Source organism: Pseudomonas asplenii (genome assembly GCF_900105475.1).
Lineage (GTDB): Bacteria > Pseudomonadota > Gammaproteobacteria > Pseudomonadales > Pseudomonadaceae > Aquipseudomonas > Aquipseudomonas asplenii.
Window position 1 is genome coordinate 5,131,706 of sequence record NZ_LT629777.1, and the last position, 13,082, is coordinate 5,144,787.

Annotated in this window: 13 protein-coding genes; 6 read left to right on the plus strand and 7 right to left on the minus strand. The window is 61.2% G+C overall.

Annotation, left to right across the window (positions count from 1 at the left end; all coding sequences use genetic code 11):
- Positions 1-3: 3 nt before the first annotated feature.
- The 3 genes from BLU37_RS22655 to BLU37_RS29125 all read right to left on the minus strand — a co-directional run bounded on the left by BLU37_RS22655 (position 4) and on the right by BLU37_RS29125 (position 2,640).
- Positions 4-1,098 (minus strand): DUF1615 domain-containing protein, encoded by a 1,095-nt coding sequence (locus BLU37_RS22655; protein ID WP_090209105.1) that lies wholly within the window; start codon positions 1,096-1,098, stop codon positions 4-6.
- A gap of 71 nt (positions 1,099-1,169) precedes the next feature.
- Positions 1,170-2,144: a porphobilinogen synthase gene (gene hemB / locus BLU37_RS22660; RefSeq protein WP_090209108.1), complete on the minus strand. Its 975-nt coding sequence runs from the start codon at positions 2,142-2,144 to the stop codon at positions 1,170-1,172.
- Positions 2,145-2,292: 148 nt separating this feature from the next.
- Complete coding sequence (locus BLU37_RS29125) at positions 2,293-2,640, minus strand: hypothetical protein (protein WP_157696403.1); 348 nt, start codon at positions 2,638-2,640, stop codon at positions 2,293-2,295.
- 194 nt (positions 2,641-2,834) lie between these two features.
- On the opposite strand from BLU37_RS29125, the gene BLU37_RS22665 reads away from it, so the two are divergent.
- From BLU37_RS22665 to BLU37_RS22675, 3 genes are all read left to right on the plus strand, one after another.
- Complete coding sequence (locus BLU37_RS22665) at positions 2,835-3,146, plus strand: hypothetical protein (protein ID WP_090209111.1); 312 nt, start codon at positions 2,835-2,837, stop codon at positions 3,144-3,146.
- Between the two features lie 226 nt (positions 3,147-3,372).
- Positions 3,373-4,068: a fumarylacetoacetate hydrolase family protein gene (locus tag BLU37_RS22670; protein WP_090209113.1), complete on the plus strand. Its 696-nt coding sequence runs from the start codon at positions 3,373-3,375 to the stop codon at positions 4,066-4,068.
- 77 nt (positions 4,069-4,145) lie between these two features.
- Positions 4,146-5,051 carry a helix-turn-helix transcriptional regulator gene (locus BLU37_RS22675; protein ID WP_090209116.1) on the plus strand — a complete coding sequence of 302 codons (906 nt, stop codon included), beginning with the start codon at positions 4,146-4,148 and terminating at the stop codon, positions 5,049-5,051.
- Position 5,052: 1 nt separating this feature from the next.
- Here BLU37_RS22675 and rtcA read toward each other — a convergent pair whose 3' ends face one another.
- The 4 genes from rtcA to BLU37_RS22695 are packed head-to-tail and all read right to left on the minus strand — an operon-like array spanning position 5,053 to position 9,465.
- Positions 5,053-6,075, minus strand: a complete 1,023-nt coding sequence (gene rtcA / locus BLU37_RS22680; RefSeq protein ID WP_090209119.1) for an RNA 3'-terminal phosphate cyclase — start codon at positions 6,073-6,075, stop codon at positions 5,053-5,055.
- A 10-nt stretch (positions 6,076-6,085) separates the two neighbouring features.
- On the minus strand, positions 6,086-6,874 hold the full coding sequence (locus BLU37_RS22685; RefSeq protein WP_090210992.1) for a nucleotidyltransferase domain-containing protein: 789 nt from the start codon (positions 6,872-6,874) through the stop codon (positions 6,086-6,088).
- Between the two features lie 19 nt (positions 6,875-6,893).
- The gene (locus BLU37_RS22690) at positions 6,894-8,234 is read right to left on the minus strand and encodes a PBS lyase (protein ID WP_090209124.1); all 1,341 of its coding nucleotides are present in this window, start codon (positions 8,232-8,234) and stop codon (positions 6,894-6,896) included.
- A gap of 4 nt (positions 8,235-8,238) precedes the next feature.
- Positions 8,239-9,465, minus strand: a complete 1,227-nt coding sequence (locus BLU37_RS22695; protein WP_090209126.1) for an RtcB family protein — start codon at positions 9,463-9,465, stop codon at positions 8,239-8,241.
- 265 nt (positions 9,466-9,730) lie between these two features.
- Between BLU37_RS22695 and rtcR the strand changes: the two genes are divergently transcribed.
- The 3 genes from rtcR to pmrG all read left to right on the plus strand — a co-directional run bounded on the left by rtcR (position 9,731) and on the right by pmrG (position 12,896).
- Entirely contained in the window at positions 9,731-11,338 is a 1,608-nt protein-coding gene (rtcR, locus tag BLU37_RS22700; protein WP_090209129.1) for an RNA repair transcriptional activator RtcR, read from the plus strand.
- A 150-nt stretch (positions 11,339-11,488) separates the two neighbouring features.
- Entirely contained in the window at positions 11,489-11,932 is a 444-nt protein-coding gene (locus BLU37_RS22705) for a CBS domain-containing protein (RefSeq protein ID WP_010448226.1), read from the plus strand.
- A gap of 388 nt (positions 11,933-12,320) precedes the next feature.
- Positions 12,321-12,896 (plus strand): lipopolysaccharide core heptose(II)-phosphate phosphatase PmrG, encoded by a 576-nt coding sequence (gene pmrG / locus BLU37_RS22710; protein ID WP_090209131.1) that lies wholly within the window; start codon positions 12,321-12,323, stop codon positions 12,894-12,896.
- The last annotated feature ends 186 nt before the right edge of the window (positions 12,897-13,082 follow it).

The window sequence follows — 13,082 nt, forward strand, 5'->3', positions numbered from 1 at the left end:
GATTTAGCCGCCAGCCCTGGCCATGCAGCGCTGGCGACGCTCGTCGACACGCTTGGCGAACCAGGCCGTGGTCAATGTGCGGGTGATCTTCGGGCTTTGCAGAGTGATGCCCGGCAGGATCGCCCGCGGCAACGGCTTGCCCGCGGCCTTTTCCGCCAGGGCGAAGACTTTTCGGTAGACCTCGGTGCTTTCGAAGGTGATGCTTTCGCCCTGCTCCAGTTGACTGCGGATCTGCGGGTTGCGCAGCCCCAACCGCTGACCGAGTTGGCGGACTGCGCGTTCCGTGGTGCCGGGCAGCAGCGCGCCGTAGTTGATCAGGTCGCCATCCAGGGCCAGCGGAACCCCGGAAGCCTGGCTGAGCGCACTCTGGAACGCCGCATTACGACTGGCATACCAACCGGCATTGAAATCGGCGAAACGGTAGAGCGGCTCAGGATAGTTCGCCGGATAACCGAGCAGGTGAACGATGCCGAAGTACAGGCCGCCCCGTCGGCTGAACACCTCATTGCGAATAGAGCCTTCGACCGTATAGGGATAATCCCGTGCCTGCTGTTCGGCAAAGGCGATGCTGACCTGCATGGGACCTGCGGTATGCACCGGGTTGAAGCCATCGAACAGGGTACGCCCCAGCGGGACCTGGCCGATAAAGTCCTCGAAAATCAGGCTCAGGTCCTTTTCCGTGCGTGCGCTGTCCAGCCGCTCGCTGTAACTCTTGCCCGTGGACGAGGGCAATCGCAGCGCTGCACTCACCAATACGCCGGGAACATGGACCCTGGCCGCACGCCGGTCGACTTCCTGCCGGGCAATCCGACCCATGCCAGGCACCGCTGGATCGACCTGAAAGTTCGACTCCTGCTCGGTCACGGCCAGCACGGAACAGAGATTCTCGACGCTCGGTGACAGCCCTCGACGCGTAAACGCCAGTTGGATATCGGCGGCCCAGCCGGCACGGTCCACGACCTTGGGCGGCAATAGGCGCAGGATCTGCGCACGCACCTGCTGCGGGTCTTCGACAAGGCTTTGCTGAGCACGCTGTGAACCGCAACCGGCCAGCGCCAACAAGGCGGCAAGAGTCATGCTGAATCGACGCAAACGCATGGGCAGGCAGGATCCCGAGGGCTGAGAAGCCCTCAGGATGAAGCAAACGGCTGCGGATATCGAGCCGTGGCTCAGATCCCGTCGCGGGCGATATCCATCGCAAAGTAGGTGAGGATGATATCGGCACCCGCACGCTTGATCGCCCCCAGGCTCTCGCGCAACACCCGATGCTCATCGACGGCACCGGCCTGGGCGCCGAACTTGATCATCGCGTACTCGCCACTGACCTGGTACGCCGCCAGCGGCAAGCGCGAGGCTTCGCGGATATCACGGATGATGTCGAGGTAGGCGCCGGCCGGCTTGACCATCAAGGCATCCGCCCCTTCCTGCTCGTCCAGCAGCGACTCGCGCACCGCTTCGCGGCGGTTCATCGGGTTCATCTGGTAGGCCTTGCGGTCACCTTTGAGCGCCGTGCCGCCAGCCTCGCGGAACGGCCCGTAGAGCGCCGAAGCGAACTTGGTCGAGTAGGCCATGATCGAGGTATCGAGAAAACCGGCGGCATCCAGGGCGCTGCGGATGGCCTGGACCTGGCCGTCCATCGCTGCCGACGGCGAGATGAAGTCCGCTCCCGCCTGGGCCGCGACCACGGCCTGGCGCCCGAGATTGCGCAGAGTGGCGTCGTTGTCCACCGCATCGCCGTGCAGTACACCGCAATGACCGTGGGAGGTGTACTCGCAGAAGCAGGTATCGGACATCACCACCATTTCCGGCGCAGTGTCCTTGCAGATTCGCGCCATGCGCGCCACCAGGCCCTGCTCGTTCCAGGTATCACTGCCCGTGGCATCGAGATGATGGGAGACACCGAAGGTCATCACCGACTTGATCCCGGCGCGAGCGTAACGCTCGATCTCGCTCGCCAGCTTCTTTTCCGGAATCCGCATCACCCCAGGCATGCTGGTGATGGGCACGAAATCGTCGATACCCTCCTCGACGAAGATGGGCAGAACCAGGTCGTTGAGGCTGAACTCGGTTTCCTGGAACAGGCCGCGCAGGCTTTCGTTTCGGCGCAGACGACGCAAGCGCGTGGTCGGAAATAGCTGTGACATGGAGTTTCCCAAAACAGTGTCGGAGACGGATTCAGAGGTTATCGAGCTTAGGGCAATCGACCGACGGTTTATACCGGCAGAAGCCGAACGCTCTGTTGCACCTTCTGCAACAGTCTGACGCCCTCCAGACCTGCGGCGCCACTGGTTTTCACCACAAAACCAAGACTTGCCGGTCATTTTCCGGCCAATCAGCCCTTTGGCTAAATTGCAAGTGGGCATGAATTCGCAATATGTAGTGAGATAAAAAAATCACTACAAAACCATTGACGCGCGCTTTTCGCACTTGCATGATGAAGCCACTCCCTGATCGGGAGCGCTGCAAAAGCTGTTGTGACAACAGGCTCGACAAGCCGTCGAGCTGTTCCGGATCTGTACTGCCCACAAGGCAGATTGATGAAGCTGACCTGTCGTGATCGTCCCAACGGGCGAGAAGCACCGGCCTAACGTCCTCAAAATGCTTGTGGCTGACTTCGTTACTGTCGTCAGCGCCGTTCAAGGATAGCGCTGCTTCTTCTCGCCGAGACGCCACGTGTAGCGGACCTCACCCCCCGCTACACACATCACACCCCAGGGCTGGCGCCACATCCACGGGCAGTATTTGCCCGCATGCGGCACCTCAGCAATTCGCCGTCTTGGCAACGATACACGCGTAAACCAGACAGATTAACGAGTGGTCAAAGGGGCTTTAACATGAATCTGAACAATCATCCGACTATCGATCAATTGGCTGGTCTCTTCGCATTCTGCAAGGACAGCCACGACGACCATATCCTCTGGATCAGCGAAACCGGCGAGGTAAAACTCGATCGACGCTCGTCCCATATCGATGAACAGCATTTCAGCCGCGCCCAGCCCAACCTGCTGGCCTGCCTCGCGATGTACCGTCGCGGCCAGGGCTATACCGGGAAAAAGGCGGCCGCAGACAAGGACTTCATGGGTCGCGTACTCCAGACCCTGAAAGCCGAATGGGCCTCCCACCACGCGTTGGCCAAGAGCGCCTGATAGTTGAACCTGCAGCCTGCCCGCGATGGGCAGGCTCTACCGTCATGGATCAGCCTGCTTGCATGGCCCTGTCATCTTGCTCACCGCCCCCTCCTCCCACTGCGGCAAACTGCCGTGCAAAAGTCCAGAAGCCTGCTGGATTTGTCCAACTCCAAGCCGCTCCGTTCTTCCACACTGGTGTCATCGCCGATCACCAACGGCTCGATTCCACCAAGGAGAACTGCTCATGAGCGACTATGTTTTCGCCCCCCAAGCCACCCCGTCCCTGCCCGTTGCCGGCGAGTCCGCCCGTTTCCCGATTCGACGGGTGTTCTGCGTGGGCCGCAATTATTCCGAGCACGCCCGGGAAATGGGTCATGACCCGGATCGCGAACCACCCTTCTTTTTCATGAAGCCCGCCGATGCAGTGGTGCCGGCCAGCGGCGTGGTCGCCTACCCACCCTTGACCGAAGACCTGCACCACGAAGTCGAACTGGTGGTCGCGATCGGCGAAGGCGGCAAGAATATCGAGCCGAATCATGCCCTCGCCCATGTCTGGGGCTACGGCGTCGGCCTCGACCTGACCCGCCGGGACATCCAGGCCCAGGCCAAGAAACTCGGACGCCCCTGGGACTGGGCCAAGGGTTTCGATGAGTCGGCCCCCTGCACGGCACTGCACCGGGCCAGCAGCCTGGGGCATCCGCAACGTGGTGCGATCTGGCTGAAGGTCAACGAGGTCGAGCGCCAGCGCGGCGACCTGGCGGACCAGATCTGGTCGGTACCGGAGGTGATCAGCCACCTGTCACGCTCAGTTGCCCTGCGCGCCGGCGACCTGATCTTCACCGGCACCCCGGCGGGCGTTGGCGCCCTGCTGCCGGGCGATCGGATCAGCGCCGGGATCGACGGTCTCGACACCTTCGAGCTGAGTATCGGCCAGCGCTAAGCGGTAGCCGGATGTCGGGATGTCGCCATTGCCCTAGAATGCCGATATCCCGCTTCAGCCGCTCAAGGACAGTGTCGATGTCGAGTTCCTCCCGCGTGCGCACCTATGGCATGCAACAACGCAGCGACCGCCCGGACTTCTATATTCGTGACCAGCAGGCACGCCCGGCCATTGTCACCCCGCACCGACACGACTACTTCCAGATCCAGATCAACCTGGGCGGCGATACCGTGCAGCACATTGGCGGCGCCATCCGGCCTTACCCACGACGAGCCCTGGCGTTTATCCTGCCCCATCGCCTGCACCTGATCCCGCATCCGCAGGACAGCAATTTCGTCCTGATCAATTTTTCCCAGGCGTTTTTCCTGGCGCATCTGGATTGCGATCCGCTGGACCTGGAAGACCTGTCCATCCAGGACCTGCCGGAGCTGTCGCCGTTCCAGTACCAGGAGCACCTGGACTTCATCCTCGACGAAGAGGATTTCGCCGACGTTCTGGCGCTGCTGGAAAAAATGCGCGAACTGGATCAGGGCCGCGACCTGGGCACCCGCCAGGCACTCAAGGGCTGCCTGCTGCAACTGACCGGCAAGGTCTGCAGCCGCTACAGCAACGAACTCGAAGCCCTGTCAGCGAACAAGGCCGCCCGGCGGGGCCGGCGAGATGCCATGGCGCGGGTCTCGCGCTATTTGCGCGAGCACATCGCCGACCCGGCGCTGAACCTCAAGAACACCGCCGACGCGGCGTTCCTCTCACCCAATTACCTGACGCACCTGTTGCGCAAGGAAATCGGCAACACCTTCTCGGCGCTGGTCCTGGAACGACGCATGCACCTGGCCCGCACCCTTCTGCTCAATAGCGACCAGCCCATCAGCCAGGTCGCAAGACTGTGCGGCTTTGCCGATGAAGCCTACTTCTCGCGCCGTTTCAAGGCGACTCAGGGTCTGCCGCCGGGCCAGTTCCGGCGTCAGCAGCAGGAACGCTGAATCAGGCTCGACATTCGACCCGCAATACGCCATCTGCATCCGACGTACAGCGCATTTTCAGCGGCAGGAAGGCTTCGATCACCTGCATGTTGCTTTGCAGATGCTCGGTCATCTTCGGCGTGGTGAAGCTCCCTCCGCCCGCCATGGCCATGGGCAACAGCAGTTGATCGGCCAAATACTCGGCCACCGCCGCCTGGCTGTTCAGCCAGAGCCTGGCGGCGTTGATCGCCACATCGGCCACGGCCTCGGAGCGCATGTTGACTTGCCCGAAGGCACAGAACAGCTCGCTCAACTGCTCGCAGCGATACTCCAGCAGCAGCACGTTGCCCGGGCTGTCCGCCGAGTCGATAAATATCGTACGGCACGCCTCCTCGGGCAGATGCAGGCGACAGGCGACCCTGGCCAGTTCACGCGCGGCGACACCTTCGGCAATGCAAGCGAGCAGTACCCGGGCATCACGCTCAAGCACCTCGCCACGCGAGGTCAGGTGTAGGGGTTGCAAGGTCGAAGGCTGGACAAACACTTCCAGCTCGCCACCTCCGGCCGGCACGAAACCATGGCGCAGCAGTTGCAATTCGACCTTCGCGCCCATCCGCCGCAACAGCGGCAACCAGGCCCGTTCAAGAAACTCGAACGGCGGCGCCAGAGGATTGTGGGTGCCACCACTGATCAGCACCCGGCTTGGCTCGGGAGCCCGCAACAAGGCCGGTAGCAGGGTCTGCAGCACCAGCGAGCAGCTCCCGGCCGTGCCGATGGCAAAGCGAAAATCCCCGCCGCGAATCGGTCCCGGTTCGAAGTACAGGCTTTGCGAACCGAGCTGCGCGCCGTCCACGTTCGCACCGCAGACCTCGGCGGCTGCCAGCACGGCAGTCAGGTGCTGGCGCAGCAGGCCGGGCCGACTGCGCTTGGCGCGAATGTTGCCAATACGCAGTGCCCGCCCCGTCAGCATCGACAGACTCAAGCCGCTACGCAAGACCTGGCCGCCCCCCATGGCACCGTCCAGTTCGATCATGTCCTTTTTCATAGCCTTCCTGTCACGCATAGGTACGAACCATCTCCCTCAGGTAGTGGTCCAGTCGTTCACTGTTCTCGTGGGTGCACGGCAATACCGGCACTGGTCGCTGCAGTTGCGCTTCGATAAACCCGTGCAACGCCGGACGTCGCGGGCCGAAGGCGGCCTCATCCGCGCTGCGCTTGAGTTGCAGCAGCTCATCGACTTCCGCCAACAGCAATGGATCATCGACCGTCCCCAGCAGCGCATCGAAGGTCATCGGCGGCCGCCCCAGCCCTTGGTCAATCCAGCGCACCGCGAGTAATGGCCGCAGCACGTAGAAGTACTTCTTGAAGCGCACCGTTTCCCCCTGCAGATAACCGCGAAAATTCTTTTTGGCCATCGACAGGTAGTGATTACGCGCGGCAGGCGGGCTGTAGAACGCCTCCGCCAGTTCGCGCAACGAGCGGGTCGCGGCCTCTTCACGGTGATACACCAGGGGCGAGTCGAGCCATTCGAGCAGGGTCGGGTTGGACTTGCGCAACAACCCCAAGGTCTTGCGCAGCTCCCAACCACTGATGTCCAGCTCATCGTCCAGCGGTCGCTCGATCACATCCCGCGCCTCGCTGACCTGGACGAACCAGTCTGGCTTCTCCACATAAACGAAGCGCACATCGTAATCGCTGTCGGTCGACGAAAAACCCCAGGCGCGACTACCCGACTCACAGGCATACAGCACCTTCACATTGCGCTCACGCTCGATCCGCGCCAGCTCCTCAAGCACCCGGGTGCGCATGGCGTCATCCAGCGGGTGGCGTTCGGTGTGTTCCATCTTCATACCTTCCCTTTTCCTAGCGGAGCCGATCAACGCTGCCCCTGGGCAATGCCCCCTGCACCTCAAGCACCTGTAATTGCCGCAGTAATGCCTGGCGCAACTCACGGGGTGTACTCGTGTCGCCCCAGGTACATCTACAAGCACAGCAGCCAGCCAGTCGATCAAGCCATTCATTCGATCCGCTGCCTTCCTGCTCATGGCGCCGCAGCAGGTATTCCAACTGTCGCCATCCCGGCTTGAGACTCAACAGCGGACCGCGATGCGACTCGGGCAGTTGGTGCCATTGGGCATCCATGAGCCGTTCGAGCGCACCGTCGAAGAGCCCCCAGGGCTGCTTGCGAAGCAGGGCCACCGCCGCCTTGAAGATCTTTTCCGACGGATCGCCCAAGGCCTCGATCTGCTGTGCAACACCTCGTTCACCCAAGGCATTCAACGCCTGCAACCGAACATGCAGTGAGCGGGACCGCAGTGCCTGTACCAGCATCGGATCTGCCTGAGGCTCATCCAGATCCCTGGCCAAGCCGATCACCCCCAACCACTCATGCTTGCTGGCTGGAACGGGGCCAGCCAACCGAGTCGACAACACCTGGCGGCAATCCACCTGCCAACGTGGCGCTGCCCAGATCGCCAGGTTGCGCATGCTCGCCGAAGCATCCAACAGGGCTTTGACCAAGGCGTCTCCTGGATCATCGAGCAGCGTCAACAACACCCTTAGCACCTTGACCCTGACACTGGCAGCCGAAGTGCGCATCGCCTCGTCCAGCAATGGCAGGGCCTCCTTCGCCGGCAATGCAGCACAGGTGTCCACCGCCAACTGCCGTACGGTCATGTCCGGGTGACGCAGCGCCACCTCGAGCAACCCGAGGCGCGTAGTCGAATCTTCGAGTAGGACACCGAAGAGAAACCGTGCGACCTTGCCCTTGCTCGCCCGGAAAACCTCCTCCATAGGTTGACGTAACGGCGCCAGCAGCAATGCAGAGCGCACCCTGGCAAGGATGTCGACATGATCTGCACGCCGGCCACCTGCCAATGCCAGCAAGGCGTTCAGCGCTTGCAGCAGAAATCTGGCGTTCTCGGACACCAGGTAAGGCTCCAGCGCCAACGCGGCCTGTTCCCGTACCTGCGGCACCCAGTCGTTCAAGCGTTCGAACAACACCTCCAGCGCCTCGGCACCCACATGCCCCGACAACTCGCGAACCGCAGCCTCACGCACAAAGCCGTTGCCAGACCGGCTGAGGATCAACAGCGCGGCAAGCGTATCGTGCCGATACAACACGTCGTGAACCTGCGCCGCTTCGTAGTCTTCCAGCGCGGGAAGCCAACCTCGCAGGCCCCTCGATTCATATCCATCATTCATGATCCTACCCCTTTACACACACCACCTGCCGCAAGGTGTGCAGCACCTCTACCAGCTCACGCTGGGCGTGCATCACTTGGTCGATGTCCTTGTAGGCCATCGGAATTTCGTCGATCACTGCCTCGTCCTTGCGGCACTCCACGTGAGCTGTCGCGCGGATCTGATCCTCGACGGTGAACATCTGCCTGGCCTTGGTCCGGCTCATCACCCGCCCGGCGCCATGGCTGCAGGAGCAGAACGATTGCTCGTTACCCAATCCACGAACAATGAAGCTTCTGGCGCCCATCGAACCTGGAATGATCCCCAGCTCACCCTTCTGCGCCGAGACCGCGCCCTTGCGGGTCACCAGCACCTCCTCGCCGAAATGCCGCTCCTTCTGTACGTAGTTGTGGTGGCAGTTCACCGCCTCCAGCGCCACGTCGAATGGTTTGCGGATCACCTGGCGCGTGGCAGCGATCACCGCTTCCATCATTACCGCACGGTTCTGCCGGGCGAAGTCCTGCGCCCAGGCTACCGCTTGCACATAGTCGTCGAAGTGCTGGCTACCCTCTTCGAAATACGCCAGGTCACGGTCCGGCAGGTTGACGATGTGTTCGCGCATGTCGGCCCGGGCCAGCTCGATGAACAGGTTGCCGATGGCGTTACCGACACCACGCGAACCGCTGTGCAGCATGAACCAGACGCGGTTCGCTTCATCCAGGCAGACCTCGATGAAGTGGTTACCCGATCCCAGGGTTCCCAGGTGCTTGCGATGGTTGGCGTTCTTCAGCTTCGGGTACTTGTCGGTAATGGCCTTGAATCGCGGCTCCAGTGCCGACCAGGCCAGGTCGGCCACATTCGGAACATCCTCCCAGGCGCCTTTGTCACGCCCGCTGCGAGGGCTGGTACGACCATGGGGCACGGCCCGCTCGATGGCGCTGCGCAGACCTTGCAGGTTGTCCGGCAGGTCGCTGGCCGTCAGCGAGGTGCATGCGGCAATCATCCCGCAGCCAATATCCACACCCACCGCCGCCGGGATGATCGCGCCCACCGTCGGGATCACGCTACCGATGGTCGACCCCTTACCCAGATGCACATCGGGCATCACTGCCATGTGCTTGAAGATGAACGGCATCTTCGCCGTATTCATCAATTGCTGGCGAGCTTCAGGCTCGACCGGAACCCCTTGGGTCCAGAGTTTGATCGGTTTGCCGTTGGCGACTTCGAGCAAGGTGTAAGTCTGGTCTTGCATATTCTTCACTTCCTGATGGCCGATATCCCGGCCCTGTCCTGATAAAGCAACGACAAGTGCCTGGCTGCTTGCGTCTGCCGGCTTGTCTGCTGAATACGGTATTGCAGCGAGGATGCCAACTTTTCAATAAATCGCAAAAATATCCATAACTACATGTTTTATAAGTATTTTTATATTAAAAAAGCTTATCCAAGCTGCATCATTCGTGACGACGCCCGATGATTTATTTATCCTTTGATATCAGGATATATCTGTGAGTATAAAAATGTCTGCGAAGCGTTGCGTGACCATCGGTTTCATCGGCTCCAACCTCGATCGCGTCGGCAAGGGCGCCAACCGCTGGAGTCACTGGCGCCCGAGCGTGGGCCTGTGCCAGCAGCCGGACCTGCTGGTACACCGCTTCGAACTGATCCACGGCACCGATGCCCGCGACATCAGCCTGGCCGAACGGGTACGCAACGACATTCAGCAAGTGTCGCCGGAAACCGAAGTGCGCCTGCACCCGATGACCTTGCGCAACCCCTGGGACTTCGAAGAGGTCTATGGCGCGCTGGACGACTTCACCAACGCCTACCACTTCGACACCGAGCATGAGGAATACCTCGTGCACATCACCACCGGCACCCACGTGGCGCAGATCTGCTGGTTCCTGCTGACCGAAGCCCGTTACGTACCCGCACGGCTGGTGCAGACTTCCCCGGCACGACGCCTGAATGAAGAGGCGCGGGTCACCGGCACCCACACATTGATCGACCTGGACCTGTCGCGCTACGACCGGATCGCCAAGCGCTTCAGTGACAGACAACTGGAGGGGCTGGCCTTTCTCAAGTCCGGGATCGCCACGCGCAACGCCGCCTTCAACCGCACCATCGAGCAGATCGAGCGGGTCGCGGTGCGTTCACGCGCACCGATGCTGCTGATTGGCCCGACCGGGGCCGGCAAGTCGTTTCTCGCCCGGCGCCTGTACGAACTCAAGCGCAACCGCCACCAGGTGCAGGGGCGGTTCGTCGAAGTCAACTGCGCCACCCTGCGCGGCGACGGCGCCATGTCGACACTGTTCGGTCACACCAAAGGCGCCTTCACCGGCGCGCAGAACAGTCGCGAGGGACTGCTGCGGGCTGCCGACGGTGGCCTGCTGTTTCTCGACGAGATCGGCGAGTTGGGCCTCGACGAACAGGCGATGCTGCTCAAGGCCATCGAGGAGAAACGTTTTTTCCCCCTTGGTTCGGACAGAGAAGTGGAAAGCGACTTCCTGATCATCGCCGGCACCCACCGCGATTTACGCAGCCGCGTCGCCGAGGGGCTGTTCCGCGAGGACCTGTACGCCCGCATCAACCTCTGGACCTTTGACCTGCCCGGTCTGGCGGATCGACGCGAGGACATCGAACCCAACCTGGATTTCGAACTGGAACGCCACGCCCGCGAACAAGGCCAGTTGGCACGTTTCAACGCCCAGGCACGACGTCGTTACCTGACCTTCGCCTGCTCCGAGCAGGCGAGTTGGCTGGGCAACTTCCGCGAACTGTCGGCCTCGATCACCCGCATGGCCACCCTGGCAGACAGTGGGCGTATCGACGAGCATCAAGTCGAGGAGGAAATCGTCCGCCTGCGACGTGCCTGGGGCCTCGTCGAGTCGGCGGACGCCGTGGATCATCTGCTGGGTGACGGTGCCCGGGAACTCGACCTGTTCGACCGCCTGCAGCTCAATGCGGTGATCGCGGTCTGCCGGCGCGCCAGCAGCCTCTCGAATGCCGGCCGCCAGCTATTCAATGCCTCGCGCCAGGCCAAGGCCAACCCGAACGACGCCGATCGCCTGCGCAAATACCTGGCACGCTTCGATCTGGACTGGAAGCGACTGAACGGCGATAGTTGAACCCATGACAGCGGAAAATGACGTTTTTTCACGCCTGAAGGCCGCTTTCTGCATTATCTTCACGGGATCAGTCTACGATTCTGTAAGACCGGCCGCCATGGAGTGTGGCCGGACACAAGAACCACACGAAACCGCATGAGAGAGCCATCGATGAAAACCGTCGCAGAACTGTTGAAACTCAAGGGTAGCCAGCGCCAGGAGGTGTATACCGTCCGCAACGATCACACGGTGTTCGAGGCGCTGATCAAGATGGCCGAGAAAAACGTCGGTGCCCTGCCGGTGGTCGATGAAAGAGGCCTGGTGGTGGGCATCATCAGTGAGCGTGACTATGCGCGCAAAGTGATCCTGCATGGACTGAGTTCGGTGAAAACCAAGGTCTGCGAGATCATGAATGCGCCAGTCATTACTGTGGATTCACACCAGAAAGTCGAGACCTGCATGGCCATCATGACAGACAGACACCTGCGTCACCTGCCCGTGGTGGAAAACGGTCAGTTGATCGGCCTGCTGTCGATCGGTGACCTGGTCAAGGAAGCCATCGCCGAACAGGCCAGCCTGATTCAGCAGTTGGAACAGTATATTCGCGGTGAGTAACGCTTGTGCCCAAACACTGCTGCCCGTGCCGATCGAGTCGCCGATCGGCACGGGCAATGCCGTACATCCCTCGTAATGCCCTCAAAAAATAACGCCACGTATTGGCTCAAAATGCCGAAAACGTTGGGTTAACCGCACTTTCAAAATTTTCACAACGCTTTCACTTCGCGCCCACCTGTCCCTCTTTACATTCTCCCCATCGTTATCAGCAGCCCCATGAGTTGCCTGACGCCGATTGCCTTTTCAGAGTCAATGCCCGTCCAAGGGGCCAAATCAATCAATGGGTGAAGTCGTGGTTATCCCTACTGCAATTCAAGCGGTGTTGAAGCAGCCCCTCACATTTCGCGCCAAATCAGTACTGCTGGCGATAGGTCTTACCCTGGCCACAATGACGGCTACCGGTTTCGCCCTGTGGCCCCGTACCCCACTGAACCTGGCGGTAGAAGACCATATGCACAGCACTGGGGTGTATGCCCACTGGAAGGCCGGGGACGTGATCGTACTGGTGCGCCATGCCGAACGCTGCGATCGCTCGAGCAACCCGTGCCTGGGCCCTGCGGACGGCATCACCCAGTTAGGCAATCATTCCGCGACCGATGTCGGCAACGCCCTCCAGAACATCGGCATGACCAACACCGACGTGCTGAGCAGCCCGACTACCCGCACCACGCAGACGGCAAGGGCGATGTTCGGCAAGACCGCTCTCACCGCCGACTGGCTACTGAGCTGTGGGCCGAGCCTGGGCCAGGATGCACTCGCCCACAAGGCCGCGCATCGCAACCTGGTGCTGGTGACCCACAGCGGCTGCATCGACGACCTCGAAAAACAGCTGGGCTATCGACATCCGAACAAGAGCGAATACACCAGCTCAGTATTTGTCTCGGTGGGTGCCGATGGCCAGCTGAACCTGCTGGGAACGCTTAATGCCGAAGATTGGCAAAGCGTCCTGCGCACCAGAATATAGGCGGACATGTAACGACATTTTGCAATTTTAAACATGACGGCCCTCAAACCCGGCCGTCATGTGAATGCATCTTGCCTCGCCGACTTCGATTGACGTCTCACTCGCTGCCCGATCCGACTTTTCGCCTTCGTCATGAATACACCGGCTCACGCTCCCCCGAGCGTGAGCCGGTGCGGCCAAGCGTGT

Coding starts and splice junctions, on each gene's coding strand:
- pmrG (WP_090209131.1), top strand. CDS start 12,321: ATGACGGCTACCGGTTTCGCCCTGTGGCCCCGTACCCCACTGAACCTG.
- BLU37_RS22655 (WP_090209105.1), bottom strand. CDS start 1,098: ATGCGTTTGCGTCGATTCAGCATGACTCTTGCCGCCTTGTTGGCGCTG.
- BLU37_RS22690 (WP_090209124.1), bottom strand. CDS start 8,234: ATGAATGATGGATATGAATCGAGGGGCCTGCGAGGTTGGCTTCCCGCG.
- BLU37_RS22675 (WP_090209116.1), top strand. CDS start 4,146: ATGTCGAGTTCCTCCCGCGTGCGCACCTATGGCATGCAACAACGCAGC.
- rtcR (WP_090209129.1), top strand. CDS start 9,731: ATGTCTGCGAAGCGTTGCGTGACCATCGGTTTCATCGGCTCCAACCTC.
- BLU37_RS22695 (WP_090209126.1), bottom strand. CDS start 9,465: ATGCAAGACCAGACTTACACCTTGCTCGAAGTCGCCAACGGCAAACCG.
- rtcA (WP_090209119.1), bottom strand. CDS start 6,075: ATGAAAAAGGACATGATCGAACTGGACGGTGCCATGGGGGGCGGCCAG.
- BLU37_RS22670 (WP_090209113.1), top strand. CDS start 3,373: ATGAGCGACTATGTTTTCGCCCCCCAAGCCACCCCGTCCCTGCCCGTT.
- BLU37_RS22685 (WP_090210992.1), bottom strand. CDS start 6,874: ATGGAACACACCGAACGCCACCCGCTGGATGACGCCATGCGCACCCGG.
- hemB (WP_090209108.1), bottom strand. CDS start 2,144: ATGTCACAGCTATTTCCGACCACGCGCTTGCGTCGTCTGCGCCGAAAC.
- BLU37_RS22705 (WP_010448226.1), top strand. CDS start 11,489: ATGAAAACCGTCGCAGAACTGTTGAAACTCAAGGGTAGCCAGCGCCAG.
- BLU37_RS22665 (WP_090209111.1), top strand. CDS start 2,835: ATGAATCTGAACAATCATCCGACTATCGATCAATTGGCTGGTCTCTTC.